This is a genomic window from Clostridium tunisiense TJ, from assembly GCF_000300195.1.
Lineage (GTDB): Bacteria > Bacillota > Clostridia > Clostridiales > Clostridiaceae > Clostridium_J > Clostridium_J tunisiense.
In genome coordinates, this window is sequence record NZ_AMQH01000017.1 from 1 (window position 1) to 26449 (window position 26449).

At 29.1% G+C, this 26449-nt stretch carries 22 protein-coding genes; 4 read left to right on the forward strand and 18 right to left on the reverse strand.

Annotated features, from left to right (window positions below; genetic code table 11):
• Positions 1–571: 571 nt before the first annotated feature.
• From C661_RS0117615 to C661_RS0117630, 4 genes are all read right to left on the reverse strand, one after another.
• Positions 572–1351: a serine hydrolase gene (locus C661_RS0117615; protein ID WP_017416676.1), complete on the reverse strand. Its 780-nt coding sequence runs from the start codon at positions 1349–1351 to the stop codon at positions 572–574.
• 311 nt (positions 1352–1662) lie between these two features.
• Entirely contained in the window at positions 1663–2787 is a 1125-nt protein-coding gene (locus C661_RS0117620) for a hypothetical protein (protein WP_017416677.1), read from the reverse strand.
• Between the two features lie 323 nt (positions 2788–3110).
• A complete protein-coding gene (pckA, locus tag C661_RS0117625; protein WP_017416678.1) occupies positions 3111–4685 on the reverse strand; it encodes a phosphoenolpyruvate carboxykinase (ATP) in 1575 nt (524 codons plus the stop codon).
• Positions 4686–4893: 208 nt separating this feature from the next.
• On the reverse strand, positions 4894–5757 hold the full coding sequence (locus tag C661_RS0117630) for a DMT family transporter (RefSeq protein WP_017416679.1): 864 nt from the start codon (positions 5755–5757) through the stop codon (positions 4894–4896).
• A 322-nt stretch (positions 5758–6079) separates the two neighbouring features.
• On the opposite strand from C661_RS0117630, the gene C661_RS0117635 reads away from it, so the two are divergent.
• Positions 6080–7438 (forward strand): MurT ligase domain-containing protein, encoded by a 1359-nt coding sequence (locus C661_RS0117635; RefSeq protein ID WP_026051107.1) that lies wholly within the window; start codon positions 6080–6082, stop codon positions 7436–7438.
• A 14-nt stretch (positions 7439–7452) separates the two neighbouring features.
• Complete coding sequence (locus tag C661_RS0117640; protein WP_026051108.1) at positions 7453–8172, forward strand: type 1 glutamine amidotransferase; 720 nt, start codon at positions 7453–7455, stop codon at positions 8170–8172.
• Positions 8173–8218: 46 nt separating this feature from the next.
• On the opposite strand, the gene C661_RS0117645 is transcribed toward C661_RS0117640, so the two are convergent.
• The 10 genes from C661_RS0117645 to C661_RS0117690 all read right to left on the reverse strand — a co-directional run bounded on the left by C661_RS0117645 (position 8219) and on the right by C661_RS0117690 (position 18569).
• On the reverse strand, positions 8219–9487 hold the full coding sequence (locus tag C661_RS0117645; protein WP_242826013.1) for a helix-turn-helix domain-containing protein: 1269 nt from the start codon (positions 9485–9487) through the stop codon (positions 8219–8221).
• A 6-nt stretch (positions 9488–9493) separates the two neighbouring features.
• Positions 9494–10807 carry a helix-turn-helix transcriptional regulator gene (locus C661_RS0117650; protein WP_017416683.1) on the reverse strand — a complete coding sequence of 438 codons (1314 nt, stop codon included), beginning with the start codon at positions 10805–10807 and terminating at the stop codon, positions 9494–9496.
• Positions 10808–11306: 499 nt separating this feature from the next.
• Positions 11307–11477, reverse strand: a complete 171-nt coding sequence (locus tag C661_RS23765) for a hypothetical protein (protein WP_017416684.1) — start codon at positions 11475–11477, stop codon at positions 11307–11309.
• Positions 11478–11588: 111 nt separating this feature from the next.
• Positions 11589–12533: a ribonuclease H1 domain-containing protein gene (locus C661_RS0117660; RefSeq protein ID WP_017416685.1), complete on the reverse strand. Its 945-nt coding sequence runs from the start codon at positions 12531–12533 to the stop codon at positions 11589–11591.
• An 18-nt stretch (positions 12534–12551) separates the two neighbouring features.
• On the reverse strand, positions 12552–13580 hold the full coding sequence (locus tag C661_RS0117665; protein WP_017416686.1) for a YkvA family protein: 1029 nt from the start codon (positions 13578–13580) through the stop codon (positions 12552–12554).
• A gap of 196 nt (positions 13581–13776) precedes the next feature.
• Positions 13777–14835, reverse strand: coding sequence for an HD-GYP domain-containing protein (locus tag C661_RS0117670; protein ID WP_017416687.1), 1059 nt, complete (start codon positions 14833–14835; stop codon positions 13777–13779).
• A gap of 217 nt (positions 14836–15052) precedes the next feature.
• Positions 15053–15451, reverse strand: a complete 399-nt coding sequence (locus tag C661_RS0117675; RefSeq protein WP_017416688.1) for a DUF6762 family protein — start codon at positions 15449–15451, stop codon at positions 15053–15055.
• 486 nt (positions 15452–15937) lie between these two features.
• A complete protein-coding gene (locus tag C661_RS0117680) occupies positions 15938–16363 on the reverse strand; it encodes a Fur family transcriptional regulator (protein ID WP_017416689.1) in 426 nt (141 codons plus the stop codon).
• 178 nt (positions 16364–16541) lie between these two features.
• The gene (locus C661_RS0117685) at positions 16542–18002 is read right to left on the reverse strand and encodes an aminoacyl-histidine dipeptidase (RefSeq protein ID WP_017416690.1); all 1461 of its coding nucleotides are present in this window, start codon (positions 18000–18002) and stop codon (positions 16542–16544) included.
• Between the two features lie 15 nt (positions 18003–18017).
• Positions 18018–18569 (reverse strand): manganese efflux pump, encoded by a 552-nt coding sequence (locus C661_RS0117690; RefSeq protein WP_017416691.1) that lies wholly within the window; start codon positions 18567–18569, stop codon positions 18018–18020.
• 172 nt (positions 18570–18741) lie between these two features.
• Between C661_RS0117690 and C661_RS0117695 the strand changes: the two genes are divergently transcribed.
• The gene (locus C661_RS0117695; RefSeq protein WP_017416692.1) at positions 18742–19680 is read left to right on the forward strand and encodes a magnesium transporter CorA family protein; all 939 of its coding nucleotides are present in this window, start codon (positions 18742–18744) and stop codon (positions 19678–19680) included.
• A gap of 255 nt (positions 19681–19935) precedes the next feature.
• A complete protein-coding gene (locus C661_RS0117700; RefSeq protein ID WP_017416693.1) occupies positions 19936–20670 on the forward strand; it encodes a DUF4397 domain-containing protein in 735 nt (244 codons plus the stop codon).
• 263 nt (positions 20671–20933) lie between these two features.
• On the opposite strand, the gene C661_RS0117705 is transcribed toward C661_RS0117700, so the two are convergent.
• The 4 genes from C661_RS0117705 to C661_RS0117720 form a co-directional block, all read right to left on the reverse strand.
• The gene (locus C661_RS0117705; protein ID WP_017416694.1) at positions 20934–22964 is read right to left on the reverse strand and encodes an ABC transporter ATP-binding protein; all 2031 of its coding nucleotides are present in this window, start codon (positions 22962–22964) and stop codon (positions 20934–20936) included.
• Between the two features lie 3 nt (positions 22965–22967).
• Positions 22968–24719 (reverse strand): ABC transporter ATP-binding protein, encoded by a 1752-nt coding sequence (locus tag C661_RS0117710; RefSeq protein ID WP_017416695.1) that lies wholly within the window; start codon positions 24717–24719, stop codon positions 22968–22970.
• A 261-nt stretch (positions 24720–24980) separates the two neighbouring features.
• The gene (locus tag C661_RS0117715; RefSeq protein WP_017416696.1) at positions 24981–25430 is read right to left on the reverse strand and encodes a PadR family transcriptional regulator; all 450 of its coding nucleotides are present in this window, start codon (positions 25428–25430) and stop codon (positions 24981–24983) included.
• 4 nt (positions 25431–25434) lie between these two features.
• Complete coding sequence (locus tag C661_RS0117720; protein ID WP_017416697.1) at positions 25435–26283, reverse strand: DegV family protein; 849 nt, start codon at positions 26281–26283, stop codon at positions 25435–25437.
• Between the last annotated feature and the right edge of the window lie 166 nt (positions 26284–26449).

Genomic DNA, 26449 nt, shown 5'->3' on the forward strand with positions numbered 1-26449 from the left:
TATGCTCTATTTATCGCTGACTTGTTAAAGTCATTTTGTGAACTTATCGTTCACTAAGAATCATTTCTGATTCAGAATTAACTGGTTTTACCTTTTTCTCTGTTTAATTTTCAAAGACCAATTTCCCAATTCATCGCCTTTAACTAAATATCGATGACTTATATAAAGTTATCATCCATCACCTAGTCTATCAAGGTTTCTAATGAAATCATTCATTTAAACTAACTTGGCTTCCTGACGACGAAGTTTATTTTATCAAAAAATCAAAACTGTAGCCCTCTTCTTTAATTTACAACACTAAGTTATCTTTTGTATTCTTTAAAATACTAAAAATTACTTATTTTATCTATTAAAGATACACTTGGATGCATTGATGTTTATTATAAGTGTATAAATAGTAATCTTTATTCTAAATTAAAGTTTTAGGGTTAAATAATAGCTTGATTATGAGGGTCTCATAATCAAGCTATTATTTTCTAAGTCACTCAAGGAAAGTGCCAGTATTTATAACCTAAAATTAGTTTTTATATAAAGTTCAGAAAAAAAAGTATGAAGCTATAAACTTCACACCTTAATTCCAATCCTTATCAACCATATCAAACATCATTTTACCGCTACGTGCTATAGTGGTAATTCCGTATACATTAGTTGGTAAATTATTAGACATTACTGTATATACAAAATCACCTTTAGAGAAATTTAGCAGTGCTGTATCGTTTTCAACTGTTTCAAGTGTTCCAATCTTATTAGCAGTATTAGCTTGAATCTCTCTTTGAAAGTAAAATGGTATTCTTGTATTTAATTGATGTCTTTTTAGAGTTTCTATTATTAATCTACTATGCTCTTTACTTAAAGCAGTGTTATTGTGAAGTAATTTAAAACATTGGGATAAATCATAGCTTGTTGTAATATTTTCTTCATTATCACTCAATTTAACCTCTGATGGATACTTGTTAACTTTTGTGGACTTTAGTCCCATATCATTTATAAGGCTATTAACTTTATCCATGCCTAGTATATTAATAATTTTACAAGCTGCGGTATTATCACTTTGAATAAGCATAGCTACTAACAGTTCCTTTAATGTATATTGTTTTTCTGAAAATTCATGAATAATTCCGAAAAATCCAGAAACTTTATCTTCATCACCAATACTAATCAAATCATTTAAGGATACTTTCCCATTTTCAACTTCTTTCAATAATGCCATAGCAATGGGTAACTTTATACATCCTGCAGCAGGCATTTTCACATTTTCGTTAAACCCATAAATAAATCCACTTTTTAAATCCTCAAAATAAAAACTATAATTCCCTTCTCTTGATTCTAAATAGCGCTTAATCTCTTTCATAAACAGCCTCCAACCTCTAACCTAGTTAAACTAAAATAATTATAATTTTCTTTAAATATAATGTCAACTAAACATTGTTTACTTCTTTTCTATAATCCTTTTAAATTATTCTTCATTAATTCTTAAATTCCTCTTTTAATTAACTAAATTATCAAAAAAATAACCCAGAACTTTCTAGGTTACTAATTTAGTGCAATAAAACCGTTATTTCTAATGTAATTCAGTTCTACCCAAATTATTGACATAGTTCTCCAGTGATATTCATGCTTAAATCAGTAGCTTAAATATTACTTGAACTTTAATATATTTTTTTATTTTTTATACTTTTCTAGTTCTACAGTTCTAATTGGTGCTTTTCCATCTAAAGATATTGAAATACTTGTTTTTCCCACTGGCAAAGACAAATCATAGTAATTTTTTACTGGAACATAATCTTTTCCATTTATACTTATATAATAATCCTCAACCATATAACTATTTATAAATGCGCCTACAGTAAATTTAACATAGTCTTCTGTATCATCTTTGATATTTCGTTTTGCAAATATAATGTTTGGTATTTTGTCACTATCATCATTTCTGTATACAATTTCAGGATTAATGTTAAACACATTATCCTTCACAACAAAAATAGTTGGTTGAATATATCCCTCTAAGGTTTCTAATTGAATATATTGTTTATCTTTTACAAAAGATATACTAGAATTACTTTTATACTGTTCACCTTTACTATTATCAATTTTAATAGTATAAGTATATAGATACTGAGAAATTCCCTTTAAATACTTCGAAGCTTCTTTACCATTCTCTACAATTATTCCATCTGTATTGGATTTCACTAATTCTACAGCAGATAGCGGAATTCCCTCTCTACTCATAAAGCTTTCTATAGTTCCATCTACCATTACCCATTTTCCATGTACTTTACTCCACACTTCTAAGACACTGTAACTGCTGTTGTTCTTAATTTTCAAATTATTACTTGCTCTTAATTCTCCTGTTCTTGCAATTATCCCCACAGATGATAATGCTTCCTCAAGTATAATATTATAATCCTGAAGAGATATCACCTTATTACTTTGCAGTCCCATTAGCATTTCATCCACACTTTTCTTTGCCTCCATTGCTGAAGGCCTAACTTCTGCTCTTGTATTAAGCCATTTAATTAATGCAATTGTCTTTTCAATTTCATTTGATCCCCCATTTACTACTTGGTCAAAATCATATTTGTTTTTAAGGTCTATTAACTTTGGGTCATCTTTATTTAAATAATAAAAATGAATATTATTACCTTCATATAAGTTGTCCCAATTTGTTACTTTAACATTGTAATCATAAGAATTTCCCTTTAAGTTATTTCTAAAAATTAGTAACACTATACCCGATAATACTATAATGCTCCCTATAAAAAAGGTTAATATTCTTGAAGTTTTCATTTTTCCGCTCCTCACCAGTTTTATTTTATAAATATATACAATTATAAACTTTTTCTTATCTTTATAGCAATAGTCCTCATGAGTCTAATAGCTTTTATTTTGTATATTAAATTATTCCCCCCAAAAATTCACTTTCCAACTATCAGAAGTCTCTGGAACTAACGAGCAGTTTTGGTGCTAACTTACATTTTCCCATTTATATTTTTTATAAATAGAATAAGACTTTATATTAAAATACGTATTTAGTATAAACTTTATATTAAATATAATTAAAGGCTATGATTTTAATCATAGCCTTCTTAACTAATTAAGTTTTATTAAAATTAAAAGGTTTTTGGAGCAGCTTTTTTAATATCTTCGCTAACTTCACCAAATTTTTGGAAGTTTTTGTGGAATTGTTTTGCAAGCTCTCTTGCCTTAAAATCATATTTCTCTTTATCAGTCCAAGTATTCTTAGGATTTAATATTTCCTGTGGTACATTTGGTACTGATTTTGGAACATATAAATTGAAAATCTCATCTACTTCATATTCAACGTCTTTTAAATTTCCTTCTAATGCTGCTTTAACCATGGCTCTAGTGTAATTTAAGTTCATTCTTTTCCCAGTGCCGTACTCTCCGCCAGTCCATCCCGTATTAACAAGGTAAACTTCAGTATTATAGTTCACTATTTTTTCTCCAAGCAGTTTTGCATAAACAGAAGGTTTCATAAGCATAAACGGTTCACCAAAGCATGCTGAAAAAGTAGCTTTTGGTTCTGTTATTCCCCTTTCAGTTCCCGCTAACTTACTTGTATAGCCTGACATAAAGTGGTACATAGCGCCTTCTTTTGTTAACTTAGATATTGGTGGTATAACGCCAAAAGCATCCGCTGTTAAAAAAACAACTGTATTTGGGTGCTGACCAACTCCGCTTAAATCTGCATTATCTATATACTCTACTGGATAAGCTCCTCTAGTGTTTTCTGTTAATGAATCATCATCGAAAACAGGTCTATTATTCTCATCTAAAACAACATTCTCTAATAATGCACCAAACTTTAGTGCATTGTATATTTGAGCTTCTTTTTCTTTATCAAGCTTTATAGTTTTTGCATAGCATCCACCTTCAAAGTTGAAAATTCCCTTATCGCACCAACCATGCTCATCATCTCCAATCAGTTTTCTATCTGGATCTGCTGATAAAGTTGTTTTTCCTGTTCCTGAAAGTCCGAAGAATACTGCTGTGTCCCCATCCTCTCCAATATTAGCAGAGCAATGCATTGGGAATACCCCTTTTAAAGGTAATAAGAAATTCATTACTGAAAATATTGATTTTTTTATTTCTCCCGAATACTGTGTTCCACCAATTAATATGATTTTTTTATCAAAGTTTATTATTATAAAGGCTTCTGAATTCACTCCATCTTCCTTGCCATTAGCTTTAAATCCTGGAGCTACTATCACATTAAACTGTGGAGAATGACTTTTCAGTTCCTCTTCACTTGGTCTTCTAAATAATTGAGTTGACATTAATGCTTCTGAGGCATACTCATTTACAACTCTAATATTCATTTTATATTCTTCCATAGCTCCTACATATCCATTAAAAACAAATAAGTCCTTATCACTTAAATACTTTGTAACTTTTTCATATAACTTATTAAAAACATTTTCTTCTATAGGAAGATTTACTTCTCCCCAGTTTATTAAACCATTTATACTCTCTTGCTTAACTATGAATCTATCTTTAGGTGATCTCCCAGTATACTTCCCAGTATTTACAACTAATGCTCCACTTTCTGCAAGAGTTCCTTCTCCTCTTTTAACTGCATGTTCTACTAAACAAGCTGCACTTAAATTTTTGAAAATATTTTTAGAAGTGTTGATTTGTAACCCTTCTAAACTGTTTGAATTCATAATCCTTACCCCCGAATTTCAATGTTTAACGTTTACATATATTTCATGCTTGTACTAAAAAGCACTCTATAATTATATATTACTACTTTTAAAATAAATTGCAAGAAAAAATTTAATATTTAATAGCAAATTAAGGGTTTTTGAATTAAAACCGTCAATGTTCCACCTAAAAATGTTCACTTTCTTCAATAATGTAGCACAATATCTTCTATTCTTTATTTTTTATTAAATATATAGAATAAATAACTATAAATACACCAAGCAATTGAGTAGCAGAAATCCCCTCTTTCAGCATAAAGTATGAAATAAGTATAGATGTTGGTATTTCCAGGTTAGAAATAACAGCTACTTTTACCGCTCCAATATGTTTAATTCCTGCATAAAGCAAAGTTAAAGGGATTATTTCACAAAAAACAGCTAATATTATTATATACCCATAGGTTTTAAAACTAATACCATCTGCGAGAACAAAAAAAGGAAACTTATAAATCAATAATGCTACTAATGAAAATAAAGTTGAATATGCATTCGTTGCTAAAGGTGACACTTTTGAAAACTTAGTCTCAGAAAAGATATTCATAAATGCATAAAATAAGGCAGCAAGTAATCCATACAGTATACCCTGCACAGAGTACGAAACCCCTTCTGTTGTAATATTTAAAGTTAATATGCATCCTATAAACGCCATTATTACTATAATAACTTTTTTGCTGTGCACTTTTTCCTGACCCTTAATTATCGAGTAGAAAAATACCATTATAGGGTATGTCATTAGTAATACCGTAGTCATTGCTACAGGTAAATGATCGAAGGATAAGTAATAAAAAACCGTCATAAAAGTGTTTCCCACTACACCTAATATGGCTAAATCCTTTAACTGGTTTGGGGTAACTTTTAATGATTTCTTATCTGTTACAAATAACACTCCAAACATTATTGTTACTGCAATAATATATTGAAGTGTAAGAAGACTTACTGAGTCTAGCTCACTCTGTCCAAGCTTTACAAACAAACCAGCACTTCCAAAAAGAACTGCTGATACTAAGGCATAAATATATCCTAATTTCTTCATTTAACCACCTTCTACTAAAACTATTATGTATTATAGCAACAATTACTATAAGGATTTATTCCTTACTCATAGATTAATAATTGAAATTCATGTTTTTTAGCCCAATGACATTACCAAACTTTCATAAATAAGTTTTAAATCTATCAATTATAGTAGGATTATTGTACTATATTATGCTATAATATACTACTGTAGATTTACAACTTAGGATAAAACATAATCAGCAGTTATACTGATAGCGTATCAATTAAAACTAATGGATTTTTATTTTTAAGCAAATATATTATTTATTTTAAAATCTATGAAATATACTACAAAGGAAGTGTCTAAAATCAAAATTAATTCTTTATTAGGTATAATTACTTCAAAATTAATTCTTAAGACTTCAAGACTCTTATTTAAAGGTGGCTCTAACTTTCCTGGCAAAATAGCCCTACTTTTTGATAAGCATATTTTAAATACTGTATCTAAAAATTATATAACTATTCTAGTTACAGGAACAAATGGTAAAACAACAACAACTAGTATGATATACAGCATTATAAGAGAAAGTGGAAAAGAAGTAATAACTAATGATACAGGGGCAAATATGAATACTGGTATTATTACTTGTTTTATTTCTAATTATAAACTCTTTAAAGAAAACAAAAAAAAGTATGCCGTTATAGAAGTAGATGAAGCTTATCTTCAAACTATTACAGAAGATTTAAGCCCTAGCATTATAACTGTTACCAACTTATTTAGAGATCAAATGGATAGATACGGCGAAGTATATACCACCTATTCAAAAATTCTACAGGGAATAGCTAAAACCCCTACTACCAAACTAATTTTAAATGGTGATGAATCTTTGCTTGGTAAATTAGAAGTTTCTAACCCTGTGGTTTATTATGGTTTTAGCAAAGCAATAAAAGAAAACACAAAAGTTGCTGTAAATGCAGATAGCAAATTCTGTAAAGTTTGCAAAAACCCTTATGAATATGACTTTGTAACATATAATCATCTTGGTAGTTATTACTGTGGTAAATGCGGCTATAAAAGACCTGAACTAAAATATACTGTAAACAGCGTCTTAGAACTTAACCCTGAAGGTTCTACTGTAGTTCTTAACGATGATACATATTTTATTAATCAAGCTGGAGAATATAACATATACAATGGCCTTTGTGCATATTCAGTTGGTAAGGAATTAGATATCGATAATGAAGTAATTAAAGCTTCTCTGCAAAAACAAAGCACTAGTTTTGGAAGGCAGGAAACTATACTTATTGATGGAAAAGAAGTTAAAATTATACTAGTAAAAAATCCTGCAGGGTATGACCAGGCATTAAATACAATATTATTAGATAATAAACCTATAAATCTTTCTGTAATGCTAAATGATAATTATGCGGATGGAACAGATGTATCCTGGATTTGGGATGTAAACTTTGAAAAACTTAGCACTCTCCATACTGAGGATATTATCATTTCTGGCACGCGACTTTATGATATGGCTGTAAGACTAAAGGTTGCAGGTCTTCCTAAGGATAAGTTTCTTCTTTGTGAAAATGATGAGTCACTCATAAGCGCTCTAAAAAATTGTAGCAATAATACTACTTATATTTTAGCAACTTACACTGCAATGCTTCATCTTAGAAAATTACTTCATAACGAAGGGTATATACAAAAACTATGGTAAGGAATGATGAATTAATGGAACTTAATATATGTCACTTATATCCAGACTTATTAAATGTTTATGGAGATATGGGAAACATCCTTGTTCTTAAGCATAGAGCTGAAGAAAGAGGTATTAAAGTAAATATTTTTAATATTTCTGTCAATGACAGTTTTGATGAAAACAATTATGATATAGTATTTTTTGGTGGTGGGCAAGACTACGAACAATCAATTGTTTCAGAGGATTTAATCAAAAATAAAAAAGATGCCATAAGAAATTATATAGAAAGTAGCAGAGTATTTTTAAGTATTTGTGGAGGTTATCAATTACTTGGAAAGTACTATACAACATTTGAAGGTGAAAGGTTAGAAGGTTTAGGGATACTAGATATCTATACTGAAGCAGGGGATAAAAGATTTATTGGTAATACCATAATTTTCAATGAAGAATTTCAGGAAACTTATGTTGGTTTTGAGAACCACTCTGGTAGAACTTATATAGGAGATTTAAAACCTTTAGGTGTTGTAAAACTTGGCTACGGTAATAATGGTGAAGATAAAAAAGAAGGTTGTATCTATAAAAACTCATTTTGCACATATTTCCATGGCAGCCTTTTATCTAAAAACCCCGAGCTTGCTGATAGGTTAATTAAAATCGCTTTAGAAAATAAATATAACGAAATCTCCTTAACAACGCTTGATGACACTTTAGAAATTAAAGCAAAGGAAGCTATATTAAAAAGAAACCTTTAAACCACGATAAAAGCTACATAGCAAAACTATGTAGCTTTTATCGTGGTTATATTTTCTTTTCTAACTGTAAAGCTAAATTTAAAAATTTAATTGCATCCTTTACTTCCCCAAGTTTGTGATACATACTTCCCATTTCTAAATACCTCTTATATATTTGAGTTTTAGTTCCAATCTTTACAAGGGTATCCAGAGACAGATTCATATAGGTTTCTGCCATAATAAAATTATTTTGACTTTGCAAAATTGATGCTTTAAAGTAATATGCTCTTTCTATATAAACTAAATTATCTAAGGTAATGGCTAGATTAAGCATGTTATCACAATGCTCCTGTGCTAAATCTAATTCTTTGCTTTCTATCAATGTATCAATTATTAATACTAAGAAATCACATAATTTTCTCTTATCTTCCTTAGGAAATTCCTCAACTGCTATATTAATGTATTCTAAGGCTTTTTCTCTTAAATTGTTTTCAAACATGGATACAGCAAAGTTATGTAATGATCTACATTTCTTATCGCTATTATCCCCATAACAGGCAAGAGATTTTTCCTTATAATCATAAAATTTATCTATTCCTAATGAAATGCATAACAAAGCTAAAATCTGATAAGTTTCACCCTTTAGTACATTATCTTCAGTTAAACTTATTACTTCCTCTAGCTCCTTAGACATATTATATGCGGTTTCATTTTCACTCAACATTATATATGATGCACATTCATTATAGGTAGCTTTAGCATATTGAATAGACTTCTTAAGATTCATTTCCTTCAATGTTTTTCTTACAGTAGTATAATAGCTACAAGCTTGTCCAAACTCTCTATTATTATATAAGTAACTTGCTATGGCCATATAAAAATCTACCATAAGCATCTCATTTTTTGATTTTTGGCACATGTCATAGTACCTAGGAATAATTACACTTAGGTCTTCGTATTTTTCCTTACTCAAATAAATTTTAAAAAGTATGTGTAGAAGTTTACATGCAAGGTCGTAATATTCATACCTCTCAGCATATTCTAGATTATATATTAACTCCTCAATGTTTTCAGCTATATCAGAATTTGTTTGAAATACTTTTATATTTTCTTCAATTTGTTCCTTAACATCATGCTTTAAATAATTCAAATCTAAATGGAGTTTTTCGCTAATATACTCTAAAATCCAATCTTCAGCAGCAACTTTATTATTTTCTATACAACTCATCTTTGAAACAGAAACCTTATTTTCACATATATCCTTTAAAGTTAATCCTTTATAAATTCTAGCCCTTTTTATTTTTTCCCCTGTTGATAATATTTCCAAACTTATCACCCACTATCAAAAGTCCTTTAATATATTTAAATCACTTAAAGCTTTCACTCCATCGCTCAGATATTTTGCCGCTTCACTATCTCTTCCGTTATCAATATAGAATTTACCAAGTATTATAGAAATTTCTGCACATTCCTTCTTATAACCCATTTTAGTTACAAAGTTAAGAGTTTGAATTAATGTATTTTCCGCTTCATTCAGTTTACCTTCTAAAAGTTCAACCCTATATTTCAATAGATAATAATCACAAAGGGTTCTTTCGTTTTTATCATTTCCACTTTCTAAGTAACCTAATATTTCCCCTAACATCTCTTTAGAACCTTTTTCATCTTTAAGTTTAATATAATTCTCACAAATATTGCATAAGGTTTCTACTATTTTACTATCATTAGATTTCTCTCTAATTTCTTTAGCCTTAAATAAGTGTATAAAAGATTCTTCCAAATTATCAAATTCGGAAAATAGCTTACCAATTTCATTTTCAATCTCTGCAACATAGCTATTGTTATTTATTTCTCTGTATATTTTGATGCTTTTTTCTGAGTATAAAATCGCACTTTGCATATCACCTTTTTCTGAAAATCCCTTAGATAATTCCATCAAAGAAGCTGCATAAGCCTTTTTATTGTCTATCTTTTTGAATTTTTCTTGCGCTAAATATGAATATTTAATAGACTTGTCAATCATACCCAACTTAAAAAAAGTGCAACCTATGTAATAGTAAATTTGGCCAATTAAAAAATCGTCGCCTAAATTACTATCTTGAAAAACCTTTTCTGCTTGCTGAAAATAACTATAAGCTGAATGATATGCTTTTAAATTCATAGTAATGCTTCCAAGTAGAATAAATGTATTTATAACATCCTCACTTAAGTTATTCTTTATAAAAATACTATTTGCTGTTAACAAAAATTGTTGAGCTAGTGCACTATCCCCTTTTTTTACGTAAATTGTAGCCTTTAAATAAAGATTTTTAGCCTTTCTAACTTCAAGTTCATATTTCTCTGCATAAAATAGAGAAGTTTCAATGTTTTTTTCAGCTTGTACTAATTCTTCATTTAAAATATTTGATTCTGCTATATTTTCGTAATATCTACATATCTTATCTGCTTGTGTCTCTTCAGTTTCCATTAGATATTCCACACTAACATTAAGAGTTGCAGCTAAGTACTCCAGCAAATCCATACTTGGATTAGATTTACTGGATTCAACAAGGCTTATTTGACCAGCTGTAATTCTATCACCAGCAAGATTTTTAAGAGTTAAATTAAGCTCTTTTCTTCTTAATTTAATTTTTTCCCCCAAAGATAAAATCTTCATAAAATTATCGTCCTTTTCTCTAAAATAGTTTTAACTATAATAATTTCTAAATAAGTTTTCACCATTGTACTATCACTTATTATACCATAAAAACATACAAAATTGCAAAAATTTCTACATTTTATGGATTTACTTTTATTCAAATCATGATTTTTTTTATTTTTTTTATGAAAGCACAAGGTTTTTATATAAAATTTTTACAATTTGTTTCTTTAACAATATCTAGATTATCGTAACATAACTTGAAAAATGAACTGATATCCTATAAAAACTTATTCTTGTTCAATTTACTTCAATGTTCTATGTGCTTTTCCGTAATAATATAAGTGCCCAACACTAAGTATAAATTGTTTTATAAAGAATACCACTTAGTAATATGCTCTGTAAATTGAATGAAATAATATAAAACAATAATAATTCTAAAGAATTATTTAACTCTCTAGGATTATTATTAATTAAAGAAAGGTTATCTACGAATAGATAACCTTTACTTGTTTTATTATCTTAATACTCCAACTAAATTGTTAAACATACTCCCCATCATTCCTTGAAGCATCCTTGCTTGTCTTCTAACTTTCTTTTTAGTTCTTCTATTCATCATTGGCATTCCATAATTAGCAGCTAATCCAACTGCTGTTCCTACCATAGCTAATTTCATTAACATCTTCATAAAAATGCACATCCTTTCTCAATTTATAATAATATAATGTGCATTTTTAAAAAAAATAATCCATAAAATTTACTGTTTGTATAAATAATAGGATATTCACTAATGAAATTGTTAATACCCTTTACCTTTGATGAAAGCCCATAGACTTTCTATTATTTCTATCTTTCTATTATTGTCTAGTGTATTAATGTATTCTAGTAAGCTTTCCTTTTCTAAAAAACTTAATATCCTTTCTGTCTCATCCCTCACTGTCTTTTCTCTCTCATCACAAACTAACTTTTTATTAATGTTTATATTTTCAATCTTAACATTTTCAATATATGAGGAAGATATTAATTCACTTATTTCATCTTTAATCTTATCATTTAATACTTTAATTTTTAAATTTTTAATAAGTTTGTCAACAGATCCACTAACACTAAGTTCAGCACCTTTTTTTGCTTCCTCGTCTGCTAGTTCATTAAAAAAGTCATTGGTATGGCTATCTACCTTTACAAAAATAATATTTAAATTATTCTCATTCTTCATGCGATTGATTTCCTCAAAATATAATTGCGAAGATTTATCTTTTCTATCCCAACTTCCAGTAGCATGGTGGCAAATTCCTTCATAATCATGAAATATTACCAACTCTCTAAAATTATGGGTAACTGCGAATTCAGTAGCTCTTATAGCTGCTTTAAGTTCTCCAGCAATCTGTCTTAGTGATTTTTCCGATTGATCCTTTGCAGTACCACTTTCAATATGAATAATTACTCCGTTTTGTATTACTACCACTCCATAACCATACTTTCCAGTTGAACTGTTAAAGCTTCCATCCACATAAGCATGTGGTATTTCCATAGGATAATTATCCATTCCTTTTTTCAATATTTTAGTATCTTCACTTAAATAACTTTTTACTTCCTCTAATGATTGAAAGCTCTTATAAATTGCACCCTTAACGCCTTTTACGTACTTTAAACATTCATCCCAACTTTCAACAATAATATTATTTACTTCTTGTTTGTTAGAGGGATCAAGGCCCTTTTTAATTCCATAATACTTTTTAGCCATGTAATCACTTCCTATTGTCTAATTTATGAAAAATTTATAACCTTTTTCCAAAATCCTACTACAAAAATTAATTAAACTATTAATTTTTTTAATACCTAAAACACTAGATAATATTTCTACATATTTTTTAACTACTTCAACAATATTCTTTTCACCTTCCCAGTTGTCCAATATAACCTCTTCAGAGATGTTACAAAATATTTTATTTAATATAAATAACATTACTGTAATATCATCAAAAGTTCCTAGTAATGGTATCCAATCAGGTAAAATATCTAGAGGACACAGTAAATAGGTTATTGCTATAGAAATTGTTAACTTAATTTCACTATTAACTCTTTTATCTTTATACAATCTAAGAAGTAAAGCTAAAATATCTGGCATTAAAAGTATAAATTCCTGCAACTTATTATATTTTTGAGGAAATCTTTTACTTATTTTTTCTCTAGCAGTAGAATAACTCCAAAAGTTTTTTTCATTTTCTAAGCATGCTTTTTCTGGGTTATTTTTCAACGCATATGCAGTGTTATCTAACAAACAATCTGCGCTCTTCCCATCTTTAACTTTATCTGATTTAGTGTCTAACTCATCACTGCGGAAATTAAAGTTTTTAAGTTCTGCCTCTATGCCACCTGGAATTAAATTCACACTTAATAAGTTAAAGTGTACTAATTGAATAACCTTACATACCCTATCTAAGTCCACTCTTACTATGTCATTGATTACAACAATACCAATTTGTTGGAACTCACTAATTACTCGTTTTAGTATAAATTTCTTTATGCTTCTGTTGATACTTATTTTCTTTATACTAACACTTTGTAAAAGAAGTGTTATCTTATTGTCAACTACTTCAATAATTGAAATTCTCACTTCAAAGGGAATATTAATTTTCATGGAATACGCCCCAGTAATAGTTATTTCATCATTTATTAATACCTTATTAATTTTTACCTCTTTAACTTTAGCATAGTTTATTAGTAAGTCATTAAAAATATTTTCTAAATCCTTTTCTGTAATTATTGCTTTTATATTTGAAACTTTCACCATAATCCCCCTTATTTTATAGCTTATATTATGTAACTTCATCATATATCAGAACTTATATAAACTATTAGATAATATTTATTAAAAACTAATAAATATTACTTTAATTTTACATCTATATGAAATTTTAAACTAGCAAGTCACCTTACTTCTTGCTAGTTTAGCCTTTGAAAATCAGTTATGTACTTATTATTAATTATATTACACTATCTACAATTAGATTTGGTGTCTCTAGCAGATTAACCTCATAAAACTTTATAGGTTTTTTCGTCATACTATCATAAAGCACCCTTAACACTGGTCTATCAGGGAAATTCTTATTCTGTCTTATTACATATCCTTCTACCCCATTTGAAAGTTTGACACAACACCCTAAAGGGTATACCGAAAAGGTTTCTTTAAAGGTTTTAACTATTTCAGGATCAAAGCTTGTTCCACATCCTGCTAGGATAAGTTCATAAGCGTCACTTGGGCTAAATTTATTTCTATAACTTCTATCACTACTTACAGCATCATAAACATCACATATACAAATTACTTTTCCGAATTTAGAAATTTCATTTCCATTTAATCCATAGGGGTAACCCTTTCCATTTATCTTTTCATGATGTTGTTCAATTCCTACAATAGATGAGTAAGGTATACTTATATTTTCCTTCAACATTTCTTTACCGTAAATGGGATGTTTTTTCATTTCTTCGAATTCTTCTTCTGTTAACGGTCCTTCTTTATTTATAATACTATAAGGGACCCTAACTTTTCCTATATCATGTAAAACTCCGCCAATTGTTAAATCTTTTATGCTCTGTTTTGTCATATTTAGGGATAACCCAAGAAAAGTACACATTATACCAGTGTCAATGCTATGCAAATATGTATAGTTATCATGAGTTTTTATATCATATAAGCTTTTATTTACATCTCCAAGCTCCATAATGTATTCTACAAGTTCATCCAAAATTGATAAACATTGTTTTATATAACTTTTATCTAACATTCCTGTATTTTTAATTATTACGGATAGACTTTTCATAGTTTCCTGTTTTAGCAAATTCAACTTGTCATCTTCAATTTCTATATCATCTAATCTATCGTCTTCCACGTATACATAATATACGCCTAACTGATGAAGTTTCCTTATATACTGATTAGTTAATTTCACCCCAGATCTTAACAAAACTCTTCCATCATTAGTGTAAACATTCTTTCCTAAGACTTCGTTTTCATTTACTCTATTAATGTATTCTAATCGCATAGTTCCCCCTAAAATTTGCTGCTTAAAATAGCCTATTCTTTGCATTAAATAATCTTAGTAAATTACTATTATAATTGCATTTATTTTAATTGCACTGTAAATCGCAACTTCTGCTTAAAACATGAATATAATCCAACTATTTACTTTATTTATATTTCACTATTTACAAAGAATGATATTTACTTTAATTATAGATAAATTTATAATATCACTGTTTTTATAAATATTGTTGCTTTTTGTCGGAAATATCTTTAAAAACTTTATCCATGGCATTGTTAATTAAGCTGCAAATTTCATTAATTTTATTTTTAACTTCATTATAGTCTTCGTCATATGCAAATTTTATAACCCAAGTTGGATTATATTCTTCATCATAAGGTTGCAGATCAAATCCACATGCTTTAAAAACCTCTTCATCAAATAAATCGAATATGGCTGTGAACTCCCACTCCTCAACATCTTTATTTGTATCAAAATAAAGATTTATATTTTCACCATCATAAAATAACTTGGTAATATATTTAGCACCCTCACCAACTTCGTAACTCCCAATTTCCTTTGTTAAGTAGTTTGTATCTTTGTCCTTTTCCATAAGAACTAAAGAAGAAAAATCCATAATCTCATCTCCTAATTGTAATTTATTGACATTTTACCATTTTATGTATATTATAATATTATAGTTTTATCACCTTATTTATTTCCTGGAGGTGTACACCTTGAGTACAAAAATAATAGTAAAACCAAAACATCAAAAAGTTAAAAAGAAAAAGTTAGGGCTAAAAAAATTTAAAAAACTAAAATTTTCATTTTTATTAATATTTTTTATAACAATAGTATTTTCAATAATATGTAGCAAATATACTGCCTATAAATGTAAAGATCTAGATTATGCAATAAAAAATTATACAACCACTGGATTATTTAACAAATATAAGCTTTATTCCCTTGAAAACTATGAAATCAAATTTTCTGATGGAAACTTTGCAATTGTTGATGTGAAAGGCATAGAAAACAAATCGCCTTATAAAGTTATAACTTACAAACTTCATATTCAGAAAAACAATAAAGGAACGTGGAAAGTAAAGGAATACTATCCACGTTCCTATTGTTTTTTATTCTCTGAACTGCAATCCTTACATATTCCTCTATTTAAGTTAACACAACTATCTAATAATGTTAACCCAGTTTTTGCTTTTACATATTCTTGGACTTGTTGCATTGGACAATCTATTTCTACATGTTTGTGGCATATATCACATTCAATTAAATGTTTATGACCCTTTTCCTTTAATTTATAGTTATATTTTCCCTCACCTAAATCAAATTTATCTACAATTTCATGATTGTATAAAGTTTCTAGTGTTCTGTATACAGTAGAAAGGTCTATATCAATACTTTCTATATCTAATTTATTATAAATATCCATAGCACTTAAGCACTGTTCTGACTGATAAATTATACTCATAATTTTAATTCTTGATTTTGTGGCTTTTAAATTATTTTGTTTTAGGCATTGTATTACATCCATAATATCACCCTACATTTAAATTCATTAGTACTAGTATACACTAAATGCATACATTTCTCAATAACATGACTTCAATAACTTTTTATTATATTTAAACGAAAATAAAACTAAGGTTTTCAGATATATATTAAAAGACTTCCTGTGTTTAGGAAGCCTTTATTTTTAAATTTCTATTAAATTACTTAATTTCTTTTAATACTGCTACTAAATAGTCATACATTCTTTCTACTGAAGATATGCTTATATGTTCATTTGGAGTATGAACATCGTATATATTAGGTCCAAAGGAAATTTGATCTATATTTCCATTAAACTTATCACTTATTAAACCACACTCAAGTCCTGCATGGATAGCAGAAATATGAGGTTTATTTCCAAATGTATCTTCATATACTTTTTCAAATACGTTTCTGATTTCTGATTGAGGATTATACTGCCACTCTGGATAGTCGGATTCAAACTCAATACTTCCATCTAAAATTTCAGTAAGAACTATCATTTCATCACAAATTGATTTCTTTAAGCTTTTAACAGAACTTCTAACAGCACTGTCAAATACCACTGAATCATTTGTAGTTGTAACTACACCTAGGTTTGTTGAGCTTTGAACTAGATCTTTAATTGCCATACTCATAGATTTAATTCCATTTGGCATTAAGAATAGCATTCTTAAAACCTTTATTTTGCTATCATCGCTGAAAACTCTTGTAATGTTCTCATCTAACTTCTCAGCCTTTAGGCATAAGTCTGGATCTATTCCTTGTAATTCATTTGCAAATATCTTGCTCCACTCTGATATTTTATCTTGAACTCTATTAACTTCTTCTTCTCTTACTAAGATTATTCCATCAGCTTCTCTAGGTATAGCATTCATCTTTGCTCCACCATTTATTGAAGCTAATTTAAAGTCAACTACAGAGTTTAGATCCATTAAGAATCGTCCCATTAGTTTGTTAGAGTTTCCTCTTTCTTTATTGATTTCCATACCAGAGTGACCACCTTTAAGTCCTCTAATTCTTATAGCTAAAGTACTATATTGCTCTGATACGTCCTCATATTGAACTGGAACAGACATTTTAGATCTAATTCCGCCTGAACAGCTAACAAGTAAAGTTCCTTCTTCCTCAGAATCTATGTTTATTAACATTCTACCATTTAAGTTTGAAGGGTCTAGATTCATAGCCCCACCCATTCCTGTTTCCTCTTCTGTAGTTACAAGTAACTCAATTGGAGGATGTGCAATTTCTTTTGAATCAAGAATAGCAAGACCGAAGGCTACAGCTATACCATTATCAGCACCTAATGTTGTACCATTAGCTTTTAGTGTGTCGCCTTCAACTATAAAAGCAATTGGATCTTTTTCAAAGTCATGAACAGTTCCTTGATTTTTTTCACATACCATATCCATATGTCCTTGAAGAATTACGGTTGGTGCATTTTCATATCCTGCTGTTCCTGGTTTTTTAATTATAACATTTAGGGCATTGTCTTGTATTACCTCTAAATTACGGTCTTTAGCAAATTTAACTAGCCAATCACTAATAGCTTTTTCATTGCCTGAACCTCTTGGTATTTCATTCATTTCTCTAAAAAAATTGAAAGCTTCGTAAGATTTTAGTTCTCTTAATTTGTTAATCATTTTTTTCATCCTTTCTTAAAAAAATATCATCTTTAGTCCAAATAATATTAAAATAACTCCTCCAATGTAGTCAGCATATTTACCTACCACTTCTATTTTGCTTAAATATCTAGAAATTATGAAAGCAATTATACACATTACAAGAGTAATCGCTCCTATGAGTAAAGTGTATGAAATTAAAGTATAAACTGCTGTTATATTAGATAAAGTTATAAAACCAACAACAATTGCATCTATACTTACAGATATCCCTAAAACAAGATACATTTTAGGGTGGAGTATAGGACATTCACCTTTATTTTCAAGTCCCTCCTTTATCATCATGATGCCGACAATGGCAATAATAATGCCTCCTATTACTGATGGTACTGATGCAACTTTTTCCGTGAAGAATTTTCCCCCAAACCCTCCTAATAACGAAAACAAAAATTGAAAAAATCCAAAAGATATTCCAAATAACAATTTTTGCACTTTAGTGGCCTTGTCATTTAGTCCAATACAAAGAGCTACTCCAAAAGCATCTAAAGATACTGCAAGTGCAACTAATAAAAGATCACCTAACCCCATAAAAACCTCCAGTGATAATGTACTTACATATTTTTATAAACTATGTAATAATAATAACTTATGTATAAATTTAATAACTTAACACTACTATTATGATTAATTAATTGCATATTGTCAAATATTATTGACAATATGCTTAATATTTATTAGCCTAAGATATGGAGGTGATAAAATGATTTCCATTTATAAAAGTGATGTATTAGGAAATTTGTGTAATATTGATGACATAGAGCCAGGTTCATGGATAAACTTGGTTTCGCCATCTGATGAAGAAACCTTGCTTTTATCTCAGAAGTTAAATATACCTAATGATTTTTTACGTGCTGCTTTAGACGAAGAAGAAGGCTCCCGTATAGAGATAGAAGATGATTGTACATTAGTTATTTTAGACGTACCTTTTACTGATATAGATGCAAATTCTCTGACCTATGATACATATCCATTAGCAATAATTAATGCTAAAAATGTGATAATTACTGTCTGCTTAAAAAACAGCAAAATATTAACTGATTTTATAAATAATAAAATTTCATCTTTTTTTACTTTTAAGAAAATAAGATTTATGCTTCAAATTTTGTCTAGAATTTCAAACTACTATTTATTGTACTTAAGACAAATAAATAAAAAAAGCTTATTAATAGAAAAAACTGTTTATAAGTCATTGAAAAACAGAGAAATTATTCAACTTTTAGCTCTGCAAAAGTCTTTGGTTTATTTTTCTACATCCTTAAAATCTAACGAAATAACCCTAGAAAAACTTCTCAAGCTTGAGGTTCTCCAAAAATATGATGAAGATAAAGATATCTTAGAAGATGTAATAATTGAAAATAGACAATCTATAGAGATGTGTAATATTTACGCAGACGTATTAAGTGGTACTATGGATGCATTTGCTTCTATAATATCAAATAACCAAAACTTAGTTATGAAAAATTTAACTTCAGTAACCATTGTCCTAGCTATACCAACTCTTGTTTCTGGACTTTTCGGTATGAATGTTGGTGGTGTTCCTTTTTCTAATTCACTAATCGGTTTTGGTACTGTAACCTCTATAGTGCTATTTATAACAATAATTGTCATAATATATTTGAGAAGAAAAGATATGTTCTAATCCATATAACTATGGATAGTTTTTACTGTTCCCTAAAACCAATTACTAATTTTTCCAAAGCATTAGAGTTCTTACTTAACTGCTTTTAAATCACAGGTTAAAGAAAGTTTCGACACAATAAAAGCATATACTCAAATGCTTTTATTGTGTCGAATTTTATTATAAAATAAATTTATAAATTACTTGTTTTATGTATCACCATTTTTTATCTTTTCCATATATTAATTTTAGAAACATTCAATTGTGAGGTAAAAAATGTATTATCCACCTAATGGTTATTTTAGAAGTGATGATATAGTTCAAGACAACGGTGCCATAGCTAATAATAGTATGATGCAAAATAACAACACAGAAACTATCAGCAATATTCAAAATGAAAATATGATCTCTTATATTAGGTTGTTACATGCAGCTGCAAAAGCTCCTACAGTAGATGTTTATGTTAACGATAATTTATTAGTTAGAAAGTTTAATTATAGAGAATTCACAGATTATGTTAAACTTCCAAGCGGAACATATAATGTTAAAATATATACTACTGGTGATATATCAGAACCCTTATTTGAAACTGACTTGTTTGTACCTCCTCAAAATGTAATTACAGTTGCTGCTATAAGAGAGACAAACAATGACCTTTCCTTGTTCCCAGCAGTAGAAAAACCGATTACCAACAACACTGCAGGTAAAGCTAAGGTTAGAGTTGCTCATTTAATTTCTAATGCGCCGTCAGTAGATATAGCTCTTCCTAATGGAACTATTTTATATAAGGACGTGCAGTTTAAGGATTTAGAAAATTACATTGAAGTTCCAATTGGAAGATACACTTTAGAAGTAAGGCTAGCAGGCACTGAAATTGCTATTTTATATATTCCTAATATTAGATTAAGATCAGATAAATATTATACTGTATATGCTATAGGATTAGTAGGTGACGAACCTTCTCCTCAGGTACTAATTCCACTTGATGGTATTAGTTATCTAAAGGTTTAATAAATTATTGCGATTACACATTCAATCTAATTATAGTTTGAGTGTTTCCCCCATAAATAACTTAGTTTGCTAGCATTATTATGCTAGCATTTTTTATTGTGTCCAAAACCTACCGCATTAATAAAGCTCTTTATAATGCTAGTTTATTAGCCTTAATAAAAGATTAAAAGCCTCAAGAAATTTAAAGCATATAAGTGAATCTATAAAAGTAAGTTTATACACTAAAATAAAAAGCAGTTGTGAAAAATTCACAACCGCATTTTTTATTGACCTTCATATTGCAACTTATAAAGATTACTGTAAAGTCCATTTTTATGAAGTAGTTCTTCATGATTGCCCATTTCTCTTATTTTACCCTTATGAAGAACAATTATCTTATCAGCATTTCTTATGGTTGATAGTCTGTGGGCCACTATTATGGTGGTTCTCCCATTGGTTAACTTATTCAAGGCATCTTGAATTAAGCTTTCTGTTTCTGTGTCAATATTAGCAGTAGCCTCGTCTAGAACAAGGATTGGCGGGTTGAAAGCCAATGCTCTAGCAAAAGCTATAAGTTGTCTTTCTCCTTGAGAGAAAGTTGACCCTCTTTCATTAACTGGTGAATCATATTTTTCAGGAAGTTTCTCTATAAATACATTCGCATTTACATGTTCACAAGCTTTTACTACATCAGCATCTGTAATGTTTTCATTATTTAATCTCACATTTCCTTTTATGTCTCCAGTAAAAAGAAATACATCCTGCAATACTGTGGCAAGATTTCTTCTCAAATCTTCTTGTTTCATGTGCTTTATATTTATACCATCTATTAATATTTCTCCCCTTTGAATATCGTATAACCTACTGATTAAACTAATAATTGAAGTTTTTCCTGCTCCTGTAGCTCCTACAAAGGCTATTGTTTCTCCTGAATTTATCTTAAAGCTTACATCTCTAAGAACCCATTCATCGCTATTATAAGCAAACCATACATTTTTAAATTCAATATTCCCATTTAATCTGCTTAGTTCCATCGGGTTTTTAGTATCCTTAATCATGGTATCATTATCTAATAACATAAAGATCCTCTCTGAGGAAGCCATTGAAGATTGAAGAATATCAAACTTTTCTGAAAGGTCAAAAATAGGTTGAAAAAACTTTTGTATATAGCTTATAAACGCATATAGTACTCCAAGATTTATATCCATACCTAAAACCTCTCTACCTCCTACCCAAATTAAAATAGCAAGTGCTAGTTGATAAACCATATCCATTAAAGGTCTAAAAATTGCAAAAACTTTAATTTGCTCCATAGCAGCTTGCGAGTAGGAATCGTTTATATTATCAAACTCCCTAAACTTTTTATCTTCTACTCCATAAATTTGAACAGTTTTCATTCCAGTGATATTCTCTGAAAGAGATGAATTGATTTTTGAGAGCCTACTTCTAACTTTTCGATAAGCTTCTCTATCATATTTTCTAAACACCATGGTCAATCCTATTACTACTGGTAATGTAATTATAGATACTATTGCTAATTTTACATCTAATATGAACATAGCAATTACTATCCCCACTAACAAGAATATATCCTTAAATAAATATACTAAAACTGAAGTATACATTTCATTTAAAGTTTCTACATCATTAGTAACTCTTGTAACTAATCTTCCTACGGGATTTTTATCAAAGAATGATAATGAAAGACTTTCCACATGTTTGAATATAGTGGCTCTAATGTTGTAAACAATTTTTTGTCCAGTATATTGGAGGATAAAAATTTGAGTATAATTAAAAATAAACATAGCAATACAAATTGCTAAAACATAGATGGCACTTCTGTTTATTGATTTTAAATCTTCACCTCTTAGAATAACTAAATCATCCTTAGTTATCTTATATGCTGTATATTCATTTCCCTCTTGAGTTACTTTATTATTTTCAATAGTTAGTGGCGTGTTTTCTTTTAGAGTTCCTTCTACAACATAAGGCTCATTATTAGAATTATAAACTATAGTTCCTTTTTTACCTTCTAATAGTTCTCCTCTAACAACAAACTTTTCACCTAACTTTACAGAGTTATCCTTTTCTGTTTCAGTAATTGTATAGGTTGCTTTACTCCAATTAATGTTATTGTCTATAACATTTTTTATTATATAAGGCATTAGCAAATCAAGGCATATTACCACTAGCATTAATGCAGCAACAATAAAGATTAGTCCTTTATATGGATTTGCGAACTTTAAAAGTCTCTTCATAAGCTTGGAATCATATTGTTTTCCTAAACTTTCTTCTTCATAGTTTAAGTTCTCCATAATTTACACCTCCCCTTCAGCCATAATTGCTTGTTCAATTTGCTGTTTTTCATAAATTTCTCTATAGATCCCCTCTTCATTTTTTAATTCTTCATGGGTACCTTTTTGGGCTATTTTTCCTTGTTCTAAAACAATAATTTGATTTGCTTCCTTTACAGCTGAAATTCTATGAGAAATTATTATGGAAGTTTTATCCTTCATGATTTTCTTTAAATTATCTAAAATTTTAACTTCTGTCTTAGCATCTACAGCTGATAGACAATCATCTAGTATTAAAATATCTGGGTTTTTTATTAGCGCCCTTGCTATTGATGCTCTTTGTTTTTGTCCTCCTGAGAGTGTTACACCTCTTTCACCAACCATGGTATCAAAACCCTCTGGAAAATCCATTATATTGTCGTAAACATCAGCATTTCTAGTTGCCTCAATAACCTTATCCAAATTAAGCTCATTGTATGCAAGGTTTATATTTTCAGCTAAGGTTGTGGAGAAAAGAAATGGATCTTGTGATACAAATCCTATATTATGTCTTAGAGTATCTAATGGTATCTTGTTTATATCTTTTCCATTAATGAATATTTTGCCATTTTCTACATTATAAAGCCTTAGTAATAAATTTATTAATGTAGTCTTACTACTTCCTGTACGGCCTACAATACCTAAAGTTTCCCCTTTTTTTATAGTGATATTTATATTCTTTAATGCTGCTAAGTCTGTATCAGGATAAGCAAAAGTTAAATCTTTTACAACAATATCTCCATTAAGTGATTCAATTTTTTCTACATATTTATCCACGATTTCTGGCTGAGTGTTTAATACTTCTTCAATTCTTTCTAAAGATGCATATCCTCTTTGTAAATTATTTATTACCCACCCCATTGCCATCATTGGCCATACAAGATTTCCTAAGTACATATTGAAAGTAATAAATTCACCTAAAGAAATATTACCTAGAATAACAAACCTTCCTCCTATTGCTATCAAAATCACGAAGCTTAAAGAAGCAATTAACTCAATTAAGGGTGAAAAGATTCCCCAGACTCTTATAAAGTCCATATTAGCATTAAGGTTATTTTTATTTTCCTCTAGAAACTTTTCATACTCTTTTTCTTCTTGCACAAAAGATTTTACAATTCTAATTCCAGAAAAATTCTCTTGAACTACATCGGTAAGCTTTGAGAAGCAACTTTGCACTCTTGTGAACTTCTTATGAATACTCCTACCAAATCTCCTTGAAATAATTGCAACAAAAGGTAGTGGTATTAAAGAAATTAAAGTGAGCTTAGTGTTAATACTAAGCATTATTATTAAGGTTGCAATTGTCAGTACAACAGCATCACAAAACATAATAACACCTTGCCCTAAAGCCATTCTAACTGCGTTTAAATCATTGGTTGCAAGAGCCATTAAATCCCCAGTTTTATTTTTATTGTAGTAGTTCGTAGAAAGAGATTGAAGATGTTTAAAAAACTTACTTCTTATGTCATATTCTACATATCTGGCAGTACCATTAATATAAATTCTCCACATAAACCTGCAGGTTGCCATTATGGCTGCTATCAATAAAATACTAATCACAGCTACTGTTATTTTTCCCTTTGTTGCGGTGCCTTGTGCTAAGCTATCTGTAAGATACCCTAAAATCTTTGGTGGTGCTAATTGTATAAAGTCAACAATTATAAGAAATACAATGCCAACAAAGTACCTTTTTTTATATTTCTTAGCATACTTAAGAAGTGAATTTAATTTTCCCATAGATTCCCCCCCTTTTATTCCATGAAAAAACTGTAATATTTTATAAATAATTATACACTTTAATATTTTATTCTTCCACCTGGAAAAATATTTCGTGTCTCGAAAAATATTTTCACAGATTTAAATATTAGAAAAACATTAATAAATTCAGCAAATTTATAGTTATATCTTCATCTATATTCTATAAATTCCTTATATGTATATTTATAATGAAAAAGATGATTCTTGAATTATTTTTAAGTAACTCAAAAATCATCTTTACTATTCTTCATATAAGTCTTTATAAATTATTTTAAACACTTCTAAGGCCTCTTCTATCTTACTTCTAAGCAAAACTTTCTTTTGTGTAAGCTCTTCTAGTCCTGATTCAGTTAACCTATAAATTTTTTGGGCTTTTTTCTTTGAATCATCCCAACTACCTTCTACATGACCTTGTTTTTCCAGCTTTTTTAGTAGAGGATAAATTCCTCCAGTACTTGGAAGCCAATATCCATGTGTTCTATCTCCAACCTTATGTGATATATCGTTTCCATTTGTAGGTCCTAAACTTAAAATATACAAAACATAAATAGGAAGTAACCCTTTTGTAAAAACTTGCCCCACAGCCTCATTTTCTTTTTCAACTTTTCTGAGCTCATTGAGTTTTTTCTTATATTCCTCATATAATTGGCGTTCTTCTTCTTTTATATCTTTAATATGATGATGACCCATCTTATTATTCTACCTCGTAGAAAATTACTCCTATAAGTCCTGGTCCTGAATGCACTCCTGAAACCGGACTCAAGTACCCATGAAAAGTTACGCTATTAACATTTGTCAGAGTTTTAAGTTGTTCAGCTACTTTTTGGGATTCTTCCTCTGCTTCTCCATGAATTATATGAATATCATACTTTTTCTTAGATAATTTTTCTTTTGCTATTTCTAACATTCTGTTAATAGATTGTTTTCTTCCTCTAACTTTGTCGTAAGTATAATATACTCCATTTTTATCAACAGAAATAATAGGCTTAATATTTAAAAGTTCAGCAATTGTACCTGATACCCTACCTATTCTTCCACCTCTTTTTAAATATTCTAAAGTACCAACTACAAAGAATAATTCTGTTTTTTCAGTAACTCTTGGAATTTCCTTAACTATTTCTTCAAAATTCATACCTTTTTCAATCATCTTAGCTGCTTCAACTATTGGCAAGGCTTCTGCATAAGAAATTGCCTTACTATCATAAACGAAGGACTTAATTTCAGGATGATTTTCGCTAGCTAAGGAAATTGCGTTGTGAACTCCTGATAATCCTGAGGATAGAGTAACAATTATAGCATGAGTATAACCTTCACTTTTAAGTTCCTCGTACATATTCTCTATATCTTTCATTGCTGGAAGAGAAGAAGTAGGTGCTTCAGTCTCTAAAGTATCATACACATACTTTGGCGTTATATCTACTCCATCACTATATTCTCTATCTTTATATATAATTCTAAAAGGTAGTACCCTTACATTATATCTTTCTTTTAATTCCTTTGTAATATCACTTGCACTATCTGTTACCAAAGCTATTTTTTGCAAAATAATCCCTCCTAGTTTAACTATGACTTTATTATATATCACTAGTGAGTACATTATCAATAGTGATATATCAATTTTGATAACATTTTCTTATTTTTATTATGATTAAAATTTTATTAATTTATTCTAAGGAGTCAAACAATCTTTCCTTCATACATTATTACAG